Origin of the sequence: Sphingomonas trueperi (genome assembly GCF_040545965.1) — a bacterium.
GTDB classification, from domain to species: domain Bacteria; phylum Pseudomonadota; class Alphaproteobacteria; order Sphingomonadales; family Sphingomonadaceae; genus Sphingomonas; species Sphingomonas trueperi_C.
Map to the genome: position 1 here is coordinate 333,694 of NZ_JBEPMV010000003.1, position 20,569 is coordinate 354,262.

A 20,569-nucleotide genomic window follows, 5' to 3' on the forward strand; every position below is an offset into this window, starting at 1 on the left:
GCTTGACACGCGGCGTGCGGCAGCGTCTTGCCTGCCGCCCATCGCGGACGTGGCGGAACCGGTAGACGCCGGAGACTTAAAATCTTCTGCCTTTCGAGGCGTGCGGGTTCGAGTCCCGCCGTCCGCACCAGCTTGGCATCGATTCCATGCTGAAAAGGCCCGGATATCGGCATCGTCGCCGACATCCGGGCCTTGTCGCATCCGGGCCCTAGAAGCGCACCCGCGCGCCGAGCCGCAGGGTGCGCGGTTCGACGACGCGGCTCAGCCGCCCCCCCACCGGGCCGTCGCGGTCGACGGCTGGCAGGTAGGAATCGTAGGAATAGGCGATGTCCTTGTCGCGGCTGTCGAACAGGTTGAGCAGCTCGCCATAGAGCTGCAGCCGGCCGAGCGTGCGCGCCGCGCGCAGGTTGACCACGGTGCTGCCCTTGTCGCGGGCGCTGTTGTCCTCGATCAACGGATAAGGGCCGAGGTGACGGACGCGGAGGCTCGCCTCCCAGCCGGCCCGCACCACCGCCACGCCGGCCGAGGCTGCGTTCTCGAATGCGTTCGGGATGCGGTCGCCATTGTCGTAGCGCGAATGGCTGGCGGTGACGTTGCCGTCGATCGCGAGCCACGGCGCCGGCCGCCAGAAGGCGACCAGCTCATAGCCATGCCGGCGGCTTGCGCCCGTGGGCTCTACCGCATTGGAATCGCCGACGAAGCGCAGCTCGCTGCCCACCGCCAGCCACCAGTAGGTACCGGTGAGCGTCAGCCCGCCGCGCTGCCATCGCGCACCCAGTTCCTTGCCGGTGCCGCGGACGAGCACCGGCACCGGCGTCTCGACATTGACCGCGCCGCGCACGTCGTTCGAATGGAAGCCCCGCCCCCAATTGCCATAAAGCTCCAGATGCGGGGTGAGCGCATAGGCGACCGAGACCTTGGGGGAGACGATGCCGTCGCTGCCCGCGCCGGTGCCGAGCGCCGCCGACTCGGGATCGCGCGCGCGGACCGCATAGCGATAGCCATCGCCGCGCAGCCCGCCGATCAGCCGCATCCCGGCCAGCGGCGTCCAGCGCGCCTCGCCATAGAGCGCGGCCGAGCTTTCCTCGACATGATAGCGGCCGAGCGAGAAGAGCGGCGTACGCTCGTCCGTCCGCGCCACGCCGACATTGCCGGCATGATCGTACCGCGCCTCGCCCCCGACCGACAGCGCGAGCGCAGGTGCGACCTGCCAGCGTTTCTCGCCGCGCCCGCCCAGGATCCAGCGCTTGTCGAACTGGCGGATCTGCGCGCTTGTGCCATCGGAATCGGCATAGGTTGGGTTCGAATACATCGCCCAGTCGTAGAACTGGCCATAGACATTGCCGTCCCAGCCCCGCTGGCGGATCGCAACATTGCCGATCAGCCGTGTCGTCCGGCCCCGCGCGCTCGGATCGGGCGAGCAGAACACGTCCGGGCACGCTGCGGTGCCGATGGCCCGCTCGGGGATCTGCTCGGTCGGGCGCCAGCTGGCGTGGTAGGCGTGCAGTGTCGCCGCAATCGTGCCTGCGCCCAGCGGCGCGGCGTATTTGGCGAAGCCTGAGGCGTGACGGAGATGTTCCGGCTGCTGCCACGGGCCGTCATAGGCACGCAGCTGCCCGACCAGGGTGAGCGTGCCTGTGCCCACGCCCTTCGCCGAACCACCGGCCGCGATACGCCGATAGCCATAGGCGCCGCCCTCCACCGAAAGCCAGGGCCGATCGAACCCGGCGATCGTGGTCATGGCGGCAGCACCCGCCAGCGCGAAGTCACCGCCATCGGCGCGGTAGGGCCCTTTGCGGAAGTCCTCGCGACCGACGATTTCGGGTATCAGCCCGTTGAGGTCCAGATAGCCCTGGCCATGGCCGTGCGAGCGCAGGTTCATCGGCACCCCATCGATCAGCGTGGTGAAATCGGTGCCATGGTCGAGGTTGAAGCCGCGAAGGAAATACTGGTTGGCCTTGCCGCTGCCCGAATGCTGGGCGGCGATCATGCCGGGCACCGCCTCGAGCAGTTCGGCGACCCGCAGCAGCGGCCGCACCAGCAGGTCGGCGCCGGAGACCGTGCCCTCGCTCGCCGCCTGGGCGACGCCGATCTTGGTCTCGCCGCGGCCGAAGACGAGGATGTCCTCGCCCTCTGCCTCCTGTGCGCATGCTGGTGCTGCAAGGCCGACGGACACGACCGCTAGGCCGGAAAATAGCAATGTTCTCAATCGTCTTCTCCGGGCGTCTCGCGACACGCGGCGGAGCCCTGCCGTTTGCGAACGGCCGGCACGCCTCGGGCGCCGACGCCCAGAAGCGCCACGAGACGAACCGATGCGGCCTCCACCGCTCGTTCGTCGCTCAGACGGAGAACCGTGCCACGGCCATCCCCTGGGCCAGGGCAAGAGCGACCTCTCGCTGGCAGGTCTCCTGGCTCACGGGTCGTCGCTCGGTGCGCACCTTCCCAGGCCAGGGCCCAGTGGCTGCTTCCGTGGGAGGAAGCCCGCGCATCTCGCTCGCCGCTTACAGTTGCAGGGACAGCCTCGGCTTCGGGCGCATGCGCCCACACCGCGTTCCCTTTTAAGCCCCTCTCAGGGCACCAGCGCGATCATGGTTCGGCTTCGAACGACGTCCTTGACCGAATGCGGCCGGGGGTAACCAGGCAGCATCGGCGTGGCAAGCCGGCCTTTGCGCTACCAGTCCTTGGGCAACGACTGCCCTGCGCGCCATTCGGCAAGGCGGCGAGCGGTGCCGGCGGCGATGCCATCGGGCAGCGCGTCGAGGTCGAAAGCCCGTGCCTCGACGATCTCCAGCGACGGGCGAAAAGCGAAGGCGACATGCTCGACGAGCGCTAGCGTCACCGTGTCGCGACGGAAATTGGGGCGATGCTGCAGCGTGCCGCGGATGCGTACCGCACCATGCGACACCATCCCTGCTTCCTCACGGAGTTCGCGCAGCACCGCTTCCTCCGCAGTCTCGCCTGCCTCCTGGCCGCCGCCCGGCAGATGCCAGCCCTGGATGTAGCTGTGGCGGACGAGGATCACCTGGCCTGCGGGCGTCAGCGCGATCGCGCGCACGCCGCGGGTCTGGGGCCGAGTGACGAACCAGCCGACCGTCCGCACCGCCAGATAGCCGCGTAGCGCCAGCGCGATCGCCGACGCCACGGCCGGATGCGAGCGGAGCCGATTCGATGCCATATCAGCCTGATAGGCGCCGGAACGCGCCCGCGGAACCCACCGGGGTTGGCAGCACGGGCCCGCTCCCATAGAGCTTGGGTTTCGCCGCCAGGGACCCGCCGATGCAACGCCTGCGCCTGCCCGTGATCGCCCTGCTGCTCTCCGCCACCGCGTGCGGCGGGCCGACGGGGCAGCGCAAGGACACGACACCGGTGGTAGTCAGCGCGATCGGCAGCGATGCGCTGCTGGTCGACCCCAGCGGGACCGCGATCGACACGGCACAAGCCGTCGCGCTGGCGGCAACCGCGCAGGGGTTGGTCCGCTTCGATCGCAACGGACAGATCGAGCCGGCACTGGCCGAACGCTGGGCGGTGTTCGACGATGCGCGCAGCTATATCTTCCGCCTGGGCGAGGCGACCTGGCCCGATGGCCAGCCGGTCACCGCCGGCGAGATCGTCCGCGTGCTGCGCCGTGCCGTGGCGGCGAACAGCAAGAGCCGCCTGCAGCCCTATCTCGCGGTGATCGACGAAATCGTCGAAATGACGCCCCAGGTGATCGAGGTGCGGCTGAAAAGCCCTCGCCCCGACCTGCTCAACCTGTTCGCCCAGCCCGAAATGGCGGTGTTCCGCGGGCGCAATTTCGCCGGTTCGGGGCCGTTCCGGATCGTAGCGGGCAAGCGCGACGGCCTGCTGCTCCGCCCCGCCGAGGAACCAGGCGACGATCCCAAGGCCGCACCGGCACCGCAGGAATATGTCCGGCTGCGCGGCGAACGCGCCGCGGCCGCCATCGCCCGGTTCCGTGCGGGAGCTTCCGATCTCGTGCTCGGTGGATCGCTGGTGGATTGGCCGATCATCGATGCGGCCGGCATCGCGCCGGAAAATATCCGCGTCGATGCGGCAGTCGGGCTGTTTGGGCTGGCGGTGCTGCACCGCGACGGCTTTCTCTCCACCCCGCAGAACCGCGCGGCCATCGCCATGGCGATTGATCGCAGCGCGCTGACCCAGGCGATCGCCCCGAACTGGTCCCCGGCCGAGACGATCCTCCCCGCGCAGATGGACTCGGCTGCGCCCCCCGCCCCCGGCAGCTGGATGACCGTCGCGCCCGACCAGCGCCGCGCGCTCGCCAGCCAGCGGGTGCGCGAATGGCAGGCGGTGCATCGCGGACCCGTCGACATCACCCTCGCCTTGCCCTCGGGCGCCGGCGCGACGCTCCTGTGGGGACATCTCGCGTCCTCCTTGATCGCTATCGGCATCACGCCGCACCGCGTGGGCCTCGGCGATCCGCGCGCCGATCTCGCGCTGGTCGACGAAGTGGCGCCCTATGACAGCGGGCGCTGGTATCTGGCGAATGCCTGCCGCGCCTGCTCCGACGACACCGCAACGCTGATCGCCGCGGCGCGCGACGCACCCGATCTCTACAACCGCACCCACCGCATCGCCGAGGCCGATGCGATGCTGGCGAGCGATGTCGCCTTCGTGCCGATTGCCCAGCCGCTGCGCTGGTCGATCGTCGCGCTGCGCCTGGCCAACTGGCAGGGGAACGCGCGCGCCTGGCACCCGTTGAACCATCTGCGCAAGCAGTGAGGGTCAGGGAATGGCACGGGCGACTAGGCTCAATGAGGGTTTCGCACAGCGGCTGCCGATCGGCACCGATGCCGCGGCAGTGCGCCAGCGGATCGAGGCAATGGAGCATCTGCTGGAAGGCATGGTGACCATCCCCGGCACCCGCCGCAAGGTGGGACTGGACGTGCTGCTCGATTTCGTGCCGGCGGTGGGGCCCAGCATCGCGGCTGCGATGGGCGCGTATCTCGCCTGGGAAGCGCGCAATCTCGGCATGCCCAAGCGCACGATCGCGCGGATGGCGGGCAATATCGGAGTCGACTGGGCGCTGGGGATGATCCCCTTCGTCGGCGCGGTGCCGGACTTCTTCTTCCGCTCGAACACCCGCAACGTGCGACTGATCAAGCGCTACCTCGACAAGCACCACCCCGCGAGCATGGTGATAGAGGGGTAAGGTTGCAGCAATAAGCCCCTCCTCCTTGGAGGAGGGGTTGGGGTGGAGGGATTCCAGAACATGGGTTGGTCTCTGCGAGGCACAGCCCCACCCCAAACCCCTTCCCCTGAAGGGGAGGGGCTTAGAAGCGCAGCCTCACCGCCCCCGCCAGATCTTCAACGTCGCATCGTCCGCCGCACCGCCCGTTCCCGCCTCGCAGCGGCGATAGCGGAAGCGGGTATCCAGGCAGAGCCACAGCTCGTCGAGCCAGCCTTCGCGCGTCGTCGTCACGCGGATCGCGCTCGCCGGGATCGCGCGGTTCTTCGCGGCGAAGGCCCGCTTGAAGTCGCCCACCGTCAGCGTTCCCTGCGACAGCGCCTCCGTGTCCGGGTAGCGGATCGCCCGGTACATGCTGGTGGAGCGCTGGAAATAGGCTTCGGGCGTCGTTTTCATGCAGGTGCCGTGCTTGGCCCATTCGTGCTGGATCAGCTGTTCGGAGGGAGTCGCGCACATCGTCTTGCGGATCAGCGCGGGCGGCAAGATCGGCGTCGCCTTGCAATATTGCGGCCACAGCTTGCCGCGCCCGTCCGGCCACAGCCCGTGGAGGGTGAAGCCGAAGCGATTCTGCCCGCCGCACTGGAACGCCTTGCCCGGCTCGTCGCCATGCGCGCGGCAGAAGCCCGGCGCCCAGGTCAGCGCCAGCGTGTAGCTGCCGATCGGCAGGATGCGCTGCGGCTCCTTGGCGCTGGGCAGGTCGGGCAGCGGCCGCTCGACCTTGTTCGGCGCCATGCACATCTGCGCCTGCGCGAGCGCCGCGCCGGGCACCAGCGCCGCGAGGACGCTCATGCTTCCCAGAATCGTCTTCATCCCCATCTCCCTCACAGGCTCGCGAAATCGAGGCCGATATCGGCCGCCGGGGCCGACTGGGTCAGCCGGCCGACGCTGACATAGGTGACGCCGCTCTCGGCGATCGCCCGTATCGTATCGAGCCGCACCCCGCCCGAAGCCTCGGTCGGCACCCGGCCGGCCACCAGCGCCACCGCCTCGCGCAGCATCGCAGGGCCCATATTGTCGAGCAGCAGATGCGTCGCGCCAGCGCCGAGCGCGGGTTCGATCTGGTCGAGCCGATCGACCTCGACGATGATCCGTTCGATTCCCGCCGCGACCGCGCGGGCTACCGCCGCCTCGACCGAACCGGCGACCGCGACATGGTTGTCCTTGATCATCGCCGCGTCCCACAGGCCCATGCGATGGTTGGTCGCGCCGCCCATGCGGGTGGCGTATTTCTCCAGCAAGCGCAGGCCCGGCAGCGTCTTGCGGGTATCGAGCAGCGTCGCGCCGGTGCCGGCGATCGCATCGACATAGGTCCGCGTCATCGTCGCGATGCCGCTGAGATGCTGGACGGTGTTGAGCGCCGAGCGCTCGGCGGTGAGCATCGCCCGCGCCCTGCCCCGCAGCCGCAGCAGCGCGGTGCCGGGGGCGACCTGCGCGCCGTCCTCGACCAGCCGTTCGAGCTCGACCTCTGGATCGAGTGCGCGGAAGAACGCCTCGGCAATGGGGAGCCCGGCGACGGTGATCGGGTCGCGGCTGTCCATCACGCCTTCGAAACGCGCCTCGGCAGGGATCACCGCCGCGGCAGTGATGTCACCGCCGCTGCCGAGATCCTCGGCCAGCGTGGCGCGGACGAACGAGTCGCAATCGAAATCGGGAAGCGCGAAGGTCATGGCGGGGCTGTAGAATCCCCGGCCGCGCGCGTCTACGCGATCTGCAGCGGCGCGGGCCGTCCGTCGAGATAGTTGGCGGCAGGCTGGTCGAAGCGGAAGCCGCCGGCAGCGAGGCGGATCAGGATCTGGCGGACGTGGAGCATGCTCGTGCGGCTCTCTTCGATTCGCTCCGGGTCCGTCAGCGCCTTTTCGGTGAGCACCACGCCGCGCGAACGGCGGGCGAGGCAGCCGGTTTCGATCATCGCGGCCACCCGGCGATGCGCGGTCGAGGGCGGCAGGCCCAGCGCCCGCGCCACCGATCCGGTCGAAACGGGCTGCCAAAGGCCGTCGGGCGGGGACGTGCTGAACTCGGCATAGGCCAGCGCCAGATCCCGATTTTCGGTGAGCGGGCGCGCATTGGCGCACAGGATCGCATTGGCCAGCACCAGGTCGGTCCAAGACTGGAAGCGGTGGGCATGGAATTCGATGCCGGTCAGCAGCACGTCATGCGCGGCGGCGAGGCCGGTATGCCAGTCATAGCAGACATGCGCGCGCGTTTCCGGCAGCGGCACGCCGAAGCTGCGCATATCCTCGACCATCGCCACCAGCGCATCGTGGTTGCCGCGGAACAGCGCAACGATCTCGGGGCGTGCATGCACCGCCTCGGGTACCGTCACACCGGCAGGGCCGCGCTCGCACAGGCCCGCCGCGCACAGCGCATGGATATGCCGCCGCATCGTCTCGAAGGGGCGGCCGAGCGAGGCGGCGAGCGCATTGATGCTGATTGCCTTGGCCCCGCGTCCGTCGCGACGGGCATGGCCCGCGCCGTGGGGCGACAGCATCTCGCTCGCGCGTGCCACCACCATGAAGATGATCGACCGGTCGAGATCACCGTCCAGCGCGCGCACGCCTGCTGCGACCATCGTCGTCTCCAGCGCCGCGATCAGCCGCACGATCAGCCGACCGTGCGGCATCACCGGGTGCTTGCAATCGAGGACAGGCGCGGATCGGATCATATCCTGCATCGGCAAAATCGGCCCCAGCGGGAAAGATAACACAAGTCCTCATTCACCCCACTCAGAATGAGTAACCCGAAAATAGAGAATCGTTACTAGCCCAGATCAATGGGCTGGTCGACGTAGCTGAGGTCGCTGTATCAAAATGAAACAGGGAATGCTGCCGGAAAATGGGCCTCGAAGCCGGCCCGGGGGCTGGCCCGACAGTTGGATCGTCGCCGCGGCGGCGCTTCGCGATAGTCGCGAAGCATTGGGATGGTCGCTCGAACAGCTCGCCGACCGCACCTGCATCGACTGCAACCACCTGATCGCGCTCGAGTCTGCCCGGTTCGATCGCTGCGAGGCGCCGGTATACGCGATCGGCTTTGCGAACACCGCAGCGCGACTAGGCGCGCTGTTTTCCGAAGCGCGCGGCTAGAGCTTTTTCACCTTGGGCGAAGGCGCTCTAGGTTCTCGACCGCTCGACGATCAGGCGGGCACCGGTCCCAGATCGCCCTGCCCCACCGTGCCGCTCGCCAGTTCCAGCATGCGATCGAGGCTCTTCTTCGCCTGCACGCGCAGCCCTTCCTCGATCTCGATCCTGGGGCTGAGGTCACGCAGCGCGAGGTACAGCTTCTCCATCGTGTTGAGCGCCATGTAGGGGCAGATGTTGCAGTTGCAGTTGCCGTCCGCACCGGGCGCGCCGATGAAGTTCTTCTCCGGCATCGCCTTCTGCATCTGGTGGATGATGTGCGGCTCGGTCGCGACGATCAGCGTGTCGCCGGGCATCGTCTTGGAGAAATCGAGAATGCCCTTGGTCGAGCCGACATAATCGGCGTGATCGAGGATATAGGCCGGGCATTCGGGGTGCGCGGCGATCGGCGCGCCGGGATGCTCGGCCTTGAGCTTGAGCAATTCGGTCTCGCTGAATGCCTCGTGGACGATGCACACCCCCGGCCACAGCAGCAGCTCGCGGCCGGTCTTGCGCTGGAGATAGCCGCCCAGGTTGCGATCGGGGCCGAAGATGATCTTCTGGTCGGCGGGGATCTGCGCGAGGATCTTCTCGGCCGAGCTGCTGGTGACGATGATGTCGCTCAGCGCCTTCACCTCGGTCGAGCAGTTGATATAGGTCAGCGCGATGTGATCGGGGTGCTGCGCGCGGAAGGCGGCGAACTGGTCTGGCGGGCAGCTGTCTTCCAGGCTGCAGCCGGCGTCCATGTCGGGCAGCACGACGATCTTGTCGGGCGAGAGGATCTTGGCGGTCTCCGCCATGAAGCGCACGCCGCAAAAGGCGATCACGTCCGCATCGGTCTCCGCCGCCTTGCGGCTGAGATCGAGGCTGTCGCCGACGAAATCGGCCAGGTCCTGCAATTCGGGCTTCTGGTAATAATGCGCCAGAATGACGGCGTTACGCTCCTTGCGGAGCCGCTCGATCTCGGCGCGGAGATCGAGTCCGCTAAGGCTGCCGCCGATGCCGTTGCGCGCGTCCATTCCCAAAACTCCCGTGGTTCGCCCGCCACATGGCCCGGTCGGGCCGCGGGATCAAGGGAAGGCAGGCGTGATCGGGCGATGGCTGCCGGCGGTGCCGGCGGTGATGCTGCGGGTGAAGGCGGTGCCCGCAGGGCTGAATGCGATGGCGTCGGCGGTCAGCTGCACCGCCAGCATCATCCCGATGCCCCAGATCCAGGCAGGGTGGACGCGGCCCGCGCGGCGCTGGTCGGCGATCGCGCCGATCAGCGGCAGCACCAGCACCGCGACCACCGTCACCCACCAGGCATAGGGCATGAACAGCGGCATCGGCAGCAACCGCCCGAGGCCCGGCCCGGTAAGGATCGCCATGCCGCAATACATCAGCCGGCGGTGCCAGCTGGTCTGCCGCCGCAGGACCAGCGCCGCGCCGACGAAGCCGGCAAACAGCAGCAACTGCAGCGGATTGCTGAACAGGAACTGGCGGACGTCGAAAAAGAAGGGCGCGCCGTGCTGGACCGAGAGCACCGTCATCAACGTGCCGAGAGCAACCATCAGCGGCACCCAGAACAGCGCCACCCAGCCAAGCCGCCGATGCAGCGCCATCGATCCACTGTCGACCAGCACGTTCTGCGCGATGTACAGCGCGATCCAGCCGAAAAAGACGAAGGCGTGGACGTGGAAGATCAGCGGCACCGCGAAGCTGGAGCGGCCTGCCGCCAGGTTGAGCGAGAAGCCGGCGACATCGATCGCGCCCATGACGAACGCCATCACCAGAAAGAAACGCGTGTCCCCAGCACGCACGCGGAGCGGCGCCTGCGCAATCGTTGCCATTTCCTCACCCCTCCGATTTGGGCTCGGTATAGCTCTACTTTGGCAATTCTGCAAATCCGGGCAATTCTACTATACCCGTTTTGGATCGTTACTCGGGCAGCAGCCGCCATGAACCACCCAGCGCCTCGACGCGTCCGCGTGCCTCGAGGTCGAGCAGATGGGCGAGCACCGATCGCCCCGCCGCGCCGTGCAGCTGCGGATCGAGCCCGACATACATGCGCGCCACCATGTCCGTCACCGCGCCCACCCCTTCCGCCAGCAGCCGCAGGATCTGTCCCTCGCGCTGCTTGCGGTGCCCGGCGAGTCCGCGCACGAAGCGCTGCGGCCGCTCGATCGGGTCGCCATGCGCCGGATAATAGATCCGGTCCTGCGCACGGGCCATCAATCTCTCCAGGCTGGCCATATAGGCCGCCATGTTGCCGTCGGGGGGCGCCACCACCGTGGTCGACCAGCCCATCACATGGTCGCCGGTGAACAGCGCGCCGCTCTCCTCCAGCGCGAAGCAGAGATGGTTGGAGGTGTGGCCCGGCGTCGCCACCGCGGTGAGCGTCCAGCCTTGCCCCGCCACCTGCTCTCCATCTGCGAGGACGGCATCCGGCGCATAGCCGGTGTCGAACGAAGCATCGGCGCGGGGGCCGGCATCGTCGAGCACCAGCGGCGCACAGCCGGTGATCGGGGCGCCCGTCGCTGCCTTGAGCGCGGGCGCGGCGGGACTGTGGTCACGGTGGGTATGGGTGCACAGGATCGCGCGCACCGGCCGCCCACCGATCGCCGCGAGCAGCGCGGCGAGATGCTCGGCATCGTCGGGACCGGGATCGATCACCGCCAGGTCGGTAGTACCCACCAGATAGGTCTGGGTACCCTCGAAGGTGAAGGGCGAGGGATTGTTCGCCAGCACCCGCGTCACCAGCGGTTCGAGCGTCATCGCAAGGCCCGTGGGCGCGTCGTCGGTCATGACGATGCATTTGGGGATTGGGGGCCCCAGAGCAAGGTGCAGGGGGAGCGGGACCGGCCCCGAAGGAGTAGGCCGGCCCCGCCGAGCACGCCGCCGTGAGACGTTGCGGCGGCGCGCTACACTCAGTCGTCGCTGTCGTCGTTCGCGTCGTTGCGCAGTTCGGCGAGCGCCTCGTCGATCCCCTTCAGCGCTTCGGCACGCTGCTGGGGGCTGAGGCTCGACTGGATCTCGACCGTGCGGCGGGCGTGCTGCAGGCTCATCAGCGCGCTGTTCATCGCCATCTGCTTGGTGTTCATCGCCATGGCCTTGCTGTGCATCGCCATCAGCCCGGCATCGCTGCTCATCGCAGCCATGCGGTCGCTGCAAATGATCATGATCTGCTTGTTGCCCTCGCGGCGGTGTTCGACCGTCGGCCCGGTACCCTTGCCGCAGGTGCCGCTGCGGATTTCCGGAATGCTCGCCTGGATCGCCGCCATGTCGGGCATGTCTACTTCGCGACGGGTGCCGTCCCGATGGATGATCACCATCTTCTTGATCGCCTTGCCGTCGCTCGCCGTTCGGTCGATCCGGACGACCTGATGCTTGCCGGCACCGGCTTCCGCGACCGGCGGTGCAGGCGGCGCCGGCGGCACGGGCGAGACCCGCGGCGCAGCGGGCGCTGCCGGAGCAGCGGGTGCGGCGGAGCCCGCAGGCGCCGCCGGTGCAGCCGGGGCAGCGGGCGCTACCGGCACGTCCTGCGCTTGGATCGCCGCGGTCATCTTGTCGCGGATCCGCTCGGCGGCCTGGCTGCCCGAGGCGGTCAGCGCCAGCGCGGCGAGCGAAACGGTGGTGATCCCGGCCAGCCCCGCGCCGATGCGGATGGGGGAAAGCTTCCGGTGGATCGAGAGCATGCGCAATCTCCCTTTGACGTCGTTTATGGTGTGGAGGTGACAAGCCGCCGAGACCGCGCCCCCATGCGCGGACTTGACGATCGCACGGCCATAAGCATGGCGCAGTGCCTGGGCGCGGCCGGCGAGCACCAGGGCGTCGCAGGCCATTTCCTGGTCGGCGCGGAAGGCGCGGAACGCCCGCCATGCGACCGGATTGAACCAATGGGCGGCCAGCACGATCAGCGCGACCCAGTTGGCGATCAGGTCGCCGCGCAGATGGTGGCCGAGTTCGTGCGCCAGCGCGAGATCGCGTTCGACCTCGTCATAGCGCTCGGAAAAGTCGCGCGGGAAGGCGACGTACTTGCGGAAGATGCCGAAGGCGAGCGGGCCGTGCGCGGCATCGGTCTCGATCACCCGCACCCGGCCCTGCGCGACGGTGCGATCCACCCGCGCCCGCGACAGAAGGTGCCGGCAGAAGCGGCGATGCGCGACGAGGTGATAGCCGAGGAACAGCAGCGCGCCGGTGGCCCAAAGCAGCAGGAGCAGCGAGAGCGAGACGTTCAGCCCCTCGATCCCCGTCGTCGGGGTGGCCAGCACCGCCGGCGCATGGTGGCTGGCGGCGGCGACCGGCGCGGCATCCACCGCCATGCCGATATCGATCTCGATCGCCCCGGCCTTGTCGGCGACGACGGGCGCGGCGTCGCCCTGGAAAACGCCCACTGCCATGCTCGGCCCCTCGGCCACCTTGCGGGTAAGCGGGGCGAGCCACTCGCTGAGATGCCACTGCCCCGGCAGCGGCGGCAGCAGCATCCGCGCGACGGGAAGCACCCACAGCGCATAGGCGAGCTGCGGCCCGAACGCCTTGCGCACGGGCCCGCGCAGGACGAGCGCGAGCAGCATCAGCAGCGTGCTCGCCAGCATGGTTTCGATCCACCAGCCGGTCATTGCTTCAGCTCCTTCAGAAGAGCTTCGATTTCGGCGATGTCTTGGTCGGTGATGGCGTCGCGTTCCGCCAGGTGCGCCACCAGCGGGGTCAGCCGGCCGCCGAACAGCCGGTCGATCAGCTTGCGCGACTCGCCCACCACATAATCGCCGCGCGCGACGAGCGGGCGATAGCGATAGCGTCGCCCCTCTTCCTCATGCGCGATCACGTTCTTGGCGAGCAGACGACCGAGCAGCGTCTTGACGGTATTACCGCTCCAGCTGCGATCGGCCGGCACGCGTTCGGCCACCTCCTGCGCAGTGAGCGGCGACTCCTCCCAGAGCACTTCCATCACTGCATGTTCGGCTTCGCTGATTCGCTCGGTCATACACCCTCACTGACTACGCATGTAATCGCTGCGTTTACGTGTGTAGTCAAGCTGCTGAATACGGGATGAACCGGAGGACGCGCGCTCAAAGCGTCGGGGAAATTTACACCTGCGCGGTGCGGTTAACGGCGCTTCACCATCATACCCCGCGGAACACCGTCCGTTGCGGGAATTGGCACGCACCCTGCAACGTGAGAGGCACCCGGAGCATTCCCCAAAAATGCTCCAGCGTCCCCCAAAGACGCTTCAGGGCGGGTCGATGGTTCACCGGCATGGCCATCGACCTGCCCGCACCGGCGTCACACCCTCTCGAGGCGGTTCAAGCCGCCGCGCGCAGCCCAACCGGCTCGCCGCTCAGCCGACGCAGCGCCTCTTTGACCGTCTTTGTCAACGGCCGTTCGAGCAGCCGCAGCACCAGCAGGCCCAGCGCGATCGCCGCCACGATGTTCAGCGCTTCTATCAGCAGATGAGGCACCGCATGGTGGAGCAGTCGCCCTGTCAGGGCCAAGCTCTTGCCCACCAGCACGAAGGCGAATTGCTGGAACAGATAAATGGCGAACGACGCGTCGCCGAGCAGCTTGAGCCATGGCAGGCGCGGCATCGCTCCGCCACGCTCCAGCAGCAGCCCGCCGGCAACCAGCACCACCGCGACAGCACCGAAGAGGAGGCGTCCCGACCAGAAGGCCAGCAACGTCAGCACCAGCGCAACCGCAAGCGCGGCAAGCACCTGGCGCAGACTCGCCGGCACTGCCGCCCCCGCGCCGAACACGCGCCCCAGGATTGCGCCCGCCGCGAATTCCAGGAGCAGCGGATCGGTATAGATGGTCGTCGCCGCCCCTGTCGGGTGCATCGGCCTGCCGATCGCCACCAGCGCACCGAACAGCGTACAGAGCACCACCAGCCGGCCGCGCGGCAGGAACAGCGTCAGCGCGAACACGGCATAGAAGAACATCTCGTAATTGAGCGTCCAGCCAAGAAACAGCGTCGGCTCGATCTCGCCGAAGGCGTTGCGCGCGGGCACGAAAAACAGGGATTTGGCGAGCAGCCCCGGATCGGTCGAACCATGGTAAAAGTACGGATCGACGGCCGCGACCAGAAAGGCGCACAGCGTCGCGATCCAGTAGGGCGGCACGATCCGGGCGATGCGATCGAGGAGGAACGTCCGCGGCCTGGTCGGCCGCGCGTCGGTGAGCGCGACCATGATGAACCCGCTGATCACGAAGAACAGGTCCACCCCATGCTCGCCCAGCCCGAATATCCGGTGCCGCATCTGCATCTGGTGAAACACGATCACGCCGACAGCCGCGGCCGCACGAAGATACTGGATCGACCAAAGAGTCGCGTCGGTACGCTCGATCGCCATCGCCCACCCCTCCGGTTGCATCGGTGGCCTGGCGCAGCCGCGGGCCGCACTCCAGTCGGAGTGGATCGCAAATGGATCAATCGCTCGGCGCGAGCGCAAAAACGAAAAAGGGCCCCCGCCACCGGCGAGAGCCCTTCCGTCGATCGGTACGAACCGCGTCTCAGGCCGAAGCCGCGACGCCCTTGTCGGCCATCAGTTGGGTCAGCTCGCCGCTCTCGTACATTTCCATCATGATGTCCGAACCGCCGACGAACTCGCCCTTCACATAAAGCTGGGGGATGGTCGGCCAGTCGGAAAACGCCTTGATGCCCTGGCGGACGCCCTGGTCCTGCAGCACGTCGACGCTGTCGAACTCGACGCCGAGATGGTTGAGGATCGCCACGGCGCGGCTGGAAAAGCCGCACTGGGGGAACAGCGGGCTGCCCTTCATGAACAGCAGCACGTCGCTGCCGTCGACCAGCTGCTGGATGCGGGCCTGGGTATCGTCGGTCATTGCTTACTCCTCGGGCGTCGCTTCGGTGGTCAGCTGCAGCGCGTGGAGCACGCCGCCCATCCGTCCACCCAGCGCCGCATAGACGGCCTGATGCTGCCGCACGCGCGGCATGCCCCGGAACATGGGGGCGACAACCCGCGCTGCATAGTGGTCGCCGTCGCCGGCCAGATCGGTGATCTCGATCTGCGCATCGGGGATGCCGGCGCGGATCAGCGCCTCGATCTCGGCAGCGGGCATCGGCATGTTACTTGGATTCCATCAGCTGGCGGCGCGCTTCGACGGTCTGCTCCTCGATCGCGCGGCGCACGGTGGCGTCGTCGATCTCGACATTGGCGGCGAGCATGTCGCCGAGCAGCTTGCGGATCACGTCCTCGTCGCCGGCTTCCTCGAAATCGGCCTGGACGACCGCCTTGGCATAGGCGTCGGTCTCTTCGGGCGTGAGGCCCATCTTGGCGGCGGCCCACTGGCCGAGCAGCTTGTTGCGACGCGCGGTGATGCGGAACGCCATATCCTCGTCGCGCGCGAACTTCGCCTCGAACGCCCGTTCGCGATCGTCGAATGCGGTCATCATATGCCCCTTAGCTAAACTCGGGCCCGAGATAGGAGGGCGGGGCCGCGCTGGCAACGGGGGAGGTTCCGGATGGCGGGGTCGGGCGCCTCCTTCCGCCGCAATCATGCGCGCAAGAACAGCGCGATCATGCCACCCGCGATGACGAACGGCGCGACAATTCCCAGGATGGCACCGGGCCAGCCCCAACGCCGATAGAGGAACTCGACGCAGCCTTCCCAAAAGCACTGAAATACGAGTTCGACGACGTCTGCCATCGCCACAGGTTGCAGGCGCATCCTGGGGATTGCAATTACCCTTGGCTCCGGACACTTCTGAATGCGTACGGACAAACCCCGGCAACTGTATCGGAGGGCGGGCATCTCGACAGAACGGTCCCGATCATCGTTACCGGATCGAGGAAGGGAGCAGGGTAACGCCATGAAGGGGAACGCGCGTACGCTTCTGATGGCAATCGCCTTGGGCAGTCCGGCCGATGCCCACGCGCAATCGGCCGGGACACCGCGCCCCGACGGCCTCGATCAGGCCCGCGCCATCATCGCCGACGTGCAGAAGATCGTGACGCCGAACGGCATCGACGAAACGCTTACCCTCGACATCGGTGGCGCCCGGCAGGTCGTGAATATCCGTGGTGCCGACAAGGCAAACCCGGTGCTGCTCTACATCCATGGCGGCCCCGGATCGGTCGAGATGCCGATGGCATGGAGCTTCCAGCGGCCGTGGGAGGACTTTTACACCGTCGTGCAATGGGACCAGCGCGGCGCCGGGCGATCCTATGCGCTCAACGATCCCGCCCGGATCGCGGCGTCGATGAGCTTCGAGCGGTATCGGGACGACGCGATCGCGTTGATCGAGCAGCTCCGCACCCGGCTGGGGAAGCGGAAGATATTCGTGCTCGGCCACAGCTTCGGCTCGGCCGTCGGGCTGGCGGTGGCGCAGAAACGGCCCGATCTGCTCCACGCCTATATCGGCATGGGCCAGCTGATCGACTTTCGCGAGAACGAGCGGGTCGGCATGGCGCACACGCTCAAGCTTGCCCGCGCCCGCGGCGACGACGAGGCCGTGCGCGCGATCGCCGCGCTGCGCCCCTATCCGGACAGCGGGCCGTTCACGATCGAGCAGGCCGATGCCTGGCGCAAATGGGCAAACCGCTATGGGTCGCTGGCCGGGCAGCGACCGGATGCCGACTTCTACTTCGACTCGACCAAGCTTTCGCCGCTCTACACGCCGCAGGACCGCGCCGCCTGGGGCAAGGGAAGCGCGCTGACCGCGACGACGATGTGGCCGCGCCTTGCCGACGTGTCGTTCACCGCGCTTGCGCGCCTGGACGTGCCCATGGTGCTGTTCCTGGGCCGCTACGACAGCACGACGCCCTCCTCGATCGCGGCGGATTGGCTCAAGCGCCTGCATGCGCCGGCCAAGATGCTCTGCTGGTTCGAGAATTCAGGGCACCTGCCGATGCTCGAGGAGCAGGGCCGGACGCTAGCAGCGCTGCTGGCGGTGCGGCCGATCGCAGAGGGACGCAGGCCGGGCGTCGCTGCGGCGCCATATTGCCGGACGTCCTAAGCCGTCACCCCGCCACCCGCACCACCACCTTCCCGATCACCGCCCGCGCCGCCATCTTGGCGATCGCAGCGCCGCCCTCGGCGAACGGAAAAACCTCCGTCACCCGCGGCGCGATCTTGCCTTCGCTCCACAGCCGGAACAGCGTGTCGACATGCGCGCGGTTGGCCTGGGGGTCGCGCGCGGCGAAGGCGCCCCAGAATACGCCGCACACGTCGCAGCTCTTGAGTAGCGTCAGGTTCAGCGGCAGCTTGGGGATGCCCGCCGGGAAGCCCACCACCAGATAGCGGCCTTCCCAGCCGATTGCGCGCAGCGCCGGCTCGGCATAATCGCCGCCGACCGGATCATAGATCACGTCCGCGCCCTGGGGGCCTACCGCCGCCTTGAACGCCTCGGCCAGCGCCTTCGAGGCTTCCTTGTCGAGCGGCCCACGCGGATAGACCAAAGTCGCATCCGCCCCCGCCGCGCGCGCGGCTTCGGCCTTCTCCTCGGAGGAGACCGCCGCCACCACGGTCGCGCCGAACGCCTTGCCCAGCTCGATCGCCGCGAGCCCGACGCCGCCGGCCGCGCCCAGCACCAGCAGCGTCTGGCCGGCCTTCAGCTTGCCGCGATCGAGCAGCGCATGGATCGTCGTCGCATAAGTGAGCAGCAGCGCCGCACCGTCCTCGAAGCTGCGGCACTCGGGCAGGCGGTAGAGCTGCGCCGGGCTCAGCAGCAGCTTCTCGACCAGCCCGCCATGGCCCGGCACCGCGATCACCCGGTCGCCCGGCGCCCAGTCGGTGACTCCCTCGCCTACCGCTTCGACCACGCCGGCGATCTCGCCGCCCGGCGCAAACGGCCGGGGCGGTTTGAACTGGTAGCGGTCCTCGATGATCAGCACGTCGGGATAGTTGATCGCGCAGGCGCGCACGCCGACCAGCACCTGGCCTTTCCCGACGACGGGATCGGCCACCTCTTCCAGGCTTAGAGTATCAGGTCCGCCCGATGCCTTCGACAGCAACGCCTTCATGTCCGCCTCCTACAGCGATCCACGGGCGTTCGTGCGCAACCGCGGATTCGAATTTCGAAATCGCGGTATCTTGTGCCAGCGTCATGCCGATCTCGTCCAGCCCCTGCATCAGGCAGTCGCGGCGGAACGGGTCGAGCTCGAAGGCGAAGCGATCCTGGAAGTCTGTGGTGACGGTCATCGTCTCCAGGTCGACGGTGATATTGTTGGCGGTTGCCACCTGCACCAGCCGGTCGATCGCCTCCTGCGGCAGCACCACGGTGACGATGCCGTTCTTGAAGGCGTTGCCCGAGAAGATGTCCGAAAAGCTCGGCGCGATCACCGCCTTGATGCCCATATCGGCCAGTGCCCAGGCGGCATGCTCGCGGCTGGAGCCGCAACCGAAATTCTCGCCCGCCACCAGGATCGGGGCACCGGCATAGCGCGGATCGTCGAACAGATTGCCCGGCTCCGCGCGCACGCTTTCGAAGGCGCCCTTGCCCAGCCCCTCGCGTGTCGTGGTCTTCAGCCAGTGCGCGGGGATGATGATGTCCGTATCGATGTTCTTGGCGCCCCAAGGATAGGCGCGGCCCGAAACCTGTTGGATCGGCTCCATCAGCGGCGCTCCGCCGACACGGTGTTCAGATGCATGGACACAGCTTTCCTAACGAATGGCCGGCGGCCATCCCAATTTCCGGCAATCGGCCGCCCGCGTCAGCGCGGTGCGACGACAGTCCGCTCGAGCGCCGGTATGGTCTTGATCGGCGTTTCCGGCCGCGGATAGGCACCCGCATAGGCAGCGGCGACACCGCTCAGGATCGTTCCGGCAATCAATGCGACGAGCGCCTTTTTCACGGCGTCTCTCCCCTTAACTATTACGCCTGGTTCGCCATCAACTCGCGAACGTCCGTCAGGTGCCCGGTCACCGCCGCCGCCGCCGCCATTGCGGGCGAGACGAGGTGGGTGCGCGACCCCGGGCCCTGCCGCCCTACGAAATTGCGATTCGAAGTGGAAGCACAACGTTCGCCGGCCGGCACCTTGTCCGGGTTCATCGCCAGGCACATCGAGCAGCCCGGCTCGCGCCACTGGAAGCCCGCTTCCAGGAAGATCCGGTCGAGCCCTTCCTTCTCGGCCTGGCGCTTGACCAGCCCCGAGCCCGGCACGATCAGCGCCTGGCGGATGCGGTCGGCGACCTTGCGGCCCTGCACCACCGCAGCGGCGGCGCGCAGATCCTCGATGCGGCTGTTGGTGCACGATCCGATGAAGATGTGCTCGACCGGGATGTCCTGCATCGCGGTCCCGGGGGTGAGGCCCATATAGTCGAGCGAGCGCTGCGCGGCGGCGCGCTTGGAGGGATCGGCGAAGCTCTCGGGATCGGGCACGACGCCGGTGATCGGCACCACGTCCTCGGGGCTGGTGCCCCAGGTGAGCGAAGGCGCAATGTCCGCCGCGTCCAGCGTCACCACCTTGTCGTACACCGCGCCCTTGTCGGTCGGCAGCGTCTTCCAATAGGCGACGGCGCGGTCCCATGCCTCGCCGGTGGGGGCCATCGGGCGGCCCTTGAGATAGGCGAAGGTCTTCTCGTCCGGCGCGATCAGCCCCGAGCGCGCGCCGCCCTCGATCGACATGTTGGAGATCGTCAGCCGCCCCTCGATCGAGAGGTCGCGGATCACCTCGCCGGTGAACTCGATGACATAGCCGGTGCCGCCGGCTGCGCCGATCTTGCCGATGATCGCCAGCACCACGTCCTTGGCGCTGACCCCGTGGCCGAGCGTGCCGTCGACGCGGACTTCCATCGTCTTCGATTGCTTGAGCAGCAGCGTTTGCGTCGCGAGCACATGCTCGACCTCGCTGGTGCCGATGCCGAAGGCCAGCGCCCCCAGCGCGCCATGCGCCGAGGTGTGGCTGTCGCCGCACACCAGGGTGGTGCCGGGCAGCGTGAAGCCCTGTTCGGGCCCGACGACATGGACGATCCCCTGCCGCGCATCGAGTGCGTCGATATAGGGCACGCCGAACTCCGCGACGTTGCCGCGCAATGCCGAGAGCTGGCCGGCGCTGGCAGGGTCGGCGATCGGCAGCGGATTGCCGGCGGCATCGACGCGCGGCGTGGTCGGCAGATTGTGATCGGGCACCGCGAGGGTAAGGTCGGGGCGGCGCACCTTGCGATCGGCCGCACGGAGGCCGGCAAAGGCCTGCGGGCTGGTCACTTCGTGGACGAGGTGCCGATCGATATAGATCAGGCAGGTGCCATCGTCCCGGCGCTCGACGACATGGTCGGCCCAGATCTTCTCGTACAGGGTGCGCGGTTCACTCGACAT

General features: G+C 67.9%; 23 protein-coding genes, 1 tRNA gene and 1 riboswitch. Of the genes, 5 read left to right on the forward strand and 19 right to left on the reverse strand.

The features are described 5' to 3' along the window. Nucleotides 1-43 precede the first annotated feature (43 nt). Nucleotides 44-130 (forward strand) — tRNA-Leu (locus ABIC35_RS09235). Between the two features lie 78 nt (nt 131-208). Here the strand turns inward: ABIC35_RS09235 and ABIC35_RS09240 are convergent. Next, nucleotides 209-2,176 (reverse strand): TonB-dependent receptor, encoded by a 1,968-nt coding sequence (locus tag ABIC35_RS09240; RefSeq protein ID WP_354278416.1) that lies wholly within the window; start codon nt 2,174-2,176, stop codon nt 209-211. A 205-nt stretch (nt 2,177-2,381) separates the two neighbouring features. Continuing rightward, nucleotides 2,382-2,597, reverse strand: a riboswitch (cobalamin riboswitch). A gap of 74 nt (nt 2,598-2,671) precedes the next feature. Continuing rightward, nucleotides 2,672-3,175 (reverse strand): NUDIX domain-containing protein, encoded by a 504-nt coding sequence (locus tag ABIC35_RS09245; RefSeq protein ID WP_121074885.1) that lies wholly within the window; start codon nt 3,173-3,175, stop codon nt 2,672-2,674. 101 nt (nt 3,176-3,276) lie between these two features. On the opposite strand from ABIC35_RS09245, the gene ABIC35_RS09250 reads away from it, so the two are divergent. Continuing rightward, the gene (locus ABIC35_RS09250; protein ID WP_121074882.1) at nt 3,277-4,737 is read left to right on the forward strand and encodes an ABC transporter substrate-binding protein; all 1,461 of its coding nucleotides are present in this window, start codon (nt 3,277-3,279) and stop codon (nt 4,735-4,737) included. Between the two features lie 10 nt (nt 4,738-4,747). Continuing rightward, complete coding sequence (locus ABIC35_RS09255; RefSeq protein ID WP_121074879.1) at nt 4,748-5,167, forward strand: DUF4112 domain-containing protein; 420 nt, start codon at nt 4,748-4,750, stop codon at nt 5,165-5,167. A gap of 135 nt (nt 5,168-5,302) precedes the next feature. Here ABIC35_RS09255 and ABIC35_RS09260 read toward each other — a convergent pair whose 3' ends face one another. The 3 genes from ABIC35_RS09260 to ABIC35_RS09270 are packed head-to-tail and all read right to left on the reverse strand — an operon-like array spanning nt 5,303 to nt 7,865. Further along, complete coding sequence (locus tag ABIC35_RS09260; RefSeq protein WP_121074876.1) at nt 5,303-6,013, reverse strand: ribonuclease T2 family protein; 711 nt, start codon at nt 6,011-6,013, stop codon at nt 5,303-5,305. An 11-nt stretch (nt 6,014-6,024) separates the two neighbouring features. Then, nucleotides 6,025-6,870: a carboxylating nicotinate-nucleotide diphosphorylase gene (gene nadC / locus ABIC35_RS09265; RefSeq protein WP_121074873.1), complete on the reverse strand. Its 846-nt coding sequence runs from the start codon at nt 6,868-6,870 to the stop codon at nt 6,025-6,027. Between the two features lie 32 nt (nt 6,871-6,902). Next, nucleotides 6,903-7,865, reverse strand: a complete 963-nt coding sequence (locus ABIC35_RS09270; RefSeq protein ID WP_354278417.1) for a helix-turn-helix domain-containing protein — start codon at nt 7,863-7,865, stop codon at nt 6,903-6,905. A 157-nt stretch (nt 7,866-8,022) separates the two neighbouring features. Between ABIC35_RS09270 and ABIC35_RS09275 the strand changes: the two genes are divergently transcribed. Then, nucleotides 8,023-8,283, forward strand: a complete 261-nt coding sequence (locus tag ABIC35_RS09275; RefSeq protein WP_220667335.1) for a helix-turn-helix domain-containing protein — start codon at nt 8,023-8,025, stop codon at nt 8,281-8,283. A 50-nt stretch (nt 8,284-8,333) separates the two neighbouring features. Here ABIC35_RS09275 and nadA read toward each other — a convergent pair whose 3' ends face one another. The 10 genes from nadA to ABIC35_RS09325 all read right to left on the reverse strand — a co-directional run bounded on the left by nadA (nt 8,334) and on the right by ABIC35_RS09325 (nt 15,960). Then, the gene (gene nadA / locus ABIC35_RS09280; RefSeq protein WP_121074864.1) at nt 8,334-9,335 is read right to left on the reverse strand and encodes a quinolinate synthase NadA; all 1,002 of its coding nucleotides are present in this window, start codon (nt 9,333-9,335) and stop codon (nt 8,334-8,336) included. A 51-nt stretch (nt 9,336-9,386) separates the two neighbouring features. Then, on the reverse strand, nt 9,387-10,145 hold the full coding sequence (locus tag ABIC35_RS09285) for a hypothetical protein (RefSeq protein ID WP_354278418.1): 759 nt from the start codon (nt 10,143-10,145) through the stop codon (nt 9,387-9,389). Nucleotides 10,146-10,233: 88 nt separating this feature from the next. Then, entirely contained in the window at nt 10,234-11,100 is an 867-nt protein-coding gene (locus ABIC35_RS09290) for an MBL fold metallo-hydrolase (RefSeq protein WP_121074861.1), read from the reverse strand. 122 nt (nt 11,101-11,222) lie between these two features. Further along, nucleotides 11,223-12,914, reverse strand: coding sequence for a M56 family metallopeptidase (locus tag ABIC35_RS09295; protein ID WP_121074858.1), 1,692 nt, complete (start codon nt 12,912-12,914; stop codon nt 11,223-11,225). After that, nucleotides 12,911-13,279, reverse strand: coding sequence for a BlaI/MecI/CopY family transcriptional regulator (locus ABIC35_RS09300; protein ID WP_121074855.1), 369 nt, complete (start codon nt 13,277-13,279; stop codon nt 12,911-12,913). The genes ABIC35_RS09295 and ABIC35_RS09300 overlap by 4 nt, the downstream gene beginning before the upstream one ends. Before the next feature lie 319 nt (nt 13,280-13,598). Then, nucleotides 13,599-14,642, reverse strand: coding sequence for an acyltransferase family protein (locus ABIC35_RS09305; RefSeq protein ID WP_183049328.1), 1,044 nt, complete (start codon nt 14,640-14,642; stop codon nt 13,599-13,601). Nucleotides 14,643-14,802: 160 nt separating this feature from the next. Further along, nucleotides 14,803-15,135, reverse strand: a complete 333-nt coding sequence (gene grxD, locus ABIC35_RS09310; RefSeq protein WP_084582175.1) for a Grx4 family monothiol glutaredoxin — start codon at nt 15,133-15,135, stop codon at nt 14,803-14,805. 3 nt (nt 15,136-15,138) lie between these two features. After that, nucleotides 15,139-15,378 (reverse strand): BolA family protein, encoded by a 240-nt coding sequence (locus tag ABIC35_RS09315; RefSeq protein ID WP_064313164.1) that lies wholly within the window; start codon nt 15,376-15,378, stop codon nt 15,139-15,141. A gap of 1 nt (nt 15,379) precedes the next feature. Then, nucleotides 15,380-15,703, reverse strand: a complete 324-nt coding sequence (locus ABIC35_RS09320) for a DUF1476 domain-containing protein (protein WP_116470848.1) — start codon at nt 15,701-15,703, stop codon at nt 15,380-15,382. A 104-nt stretch (nt 15,704-15,807) separates the two neighbouring features. Next, the gene (locus ABIC35_RS09325; protein WP_183049327.1) at nt 15,808-15,960 is read right to left on the reverse strand and encodes a hypothetical protein; all 153 of its coding nucleotides are present in this window, start codon (nt 15,958-15,960) and stop codon (nt 15,808-15,810) included. A gap of 190 nt (nt 15,961-16,150) precedes the next feature. On the opposite strand from ABIC35_RS09325, the gene ABIC35_RS09330 reads away from it, so the two are divergent. Continuing rightward, a complete protein-coding gene (locus ABIC35_RS09330; RefSeq protein ID WP_121079196.1) occupies nt 16,151-17,269 on the forward strand; it encodes an alpha/beta fold hydrolase in 1,119 nt (372 codons plus the stop codon). A 4-nt stretch (nt 17,270-17,273) separates the two neighbouring features. On the opposite strand, the gene ABIC35_RS09335 is transcribed toward ABIC35_RS09330, so the two are convergent. The 4 genes from ABIC35_RS09335 to leuC form a co-directional block, all read right to left on the reverse strand. Continuing rightward, the gene (locus ABIC35_RS09335; RefSeq protein WP_183049326.1) at nt 17,274-18,275 is read right to left on the reverse strand and encodes an NADPH:quinone oxidoreductase family protein; all 1,002 of its coding nucleotides are present in this window, start codon (nt 18,273-18,275) and stop codon (nt 17,274-17,276) included. After that, complete coding sequence (gene leuD / locus ABIC35_RS09340; RefSeq protein ID WP_121074849.1) at nt 18,238-18,867, reverse strand: 3-isopropylmalate dehydratase small subunit; 630 nt, start codon at nt 18,865-18,867, stop codon at nt 18,238-18,240. The genes ABIC35_RS09335 and leuD overlap by 38 nt, the downstream gene beginning before the upstream one ends. A 98-nt stretch (nt 18,868-18,965) precedes the next feature. Further along, a complete protein-coding gene (locus ABIC35_RS09345; RefSeq protein WP_157105662.1) occupies nt 18,966-19,106 on the reverse strand; it encodes a hypothetical protein in 141 nt (46 codons plus the stop codon). A 20-nt stretch (nt 19,107-19,126) separates the two neighbouring features. Beyond that, the gene (leuC, locus tag ABIC35_RS09350) at nt 19,127-20,569 is read right to left on the reverse strand and encodes a 3-isopropylmalate dehydratase large subunit (protein ID WP_121074846.1); all 1,443 of its coding nucleotides are present in this window, start codon (nt 20,567-20,569) and stop codon (nt 19,127-19,129) included.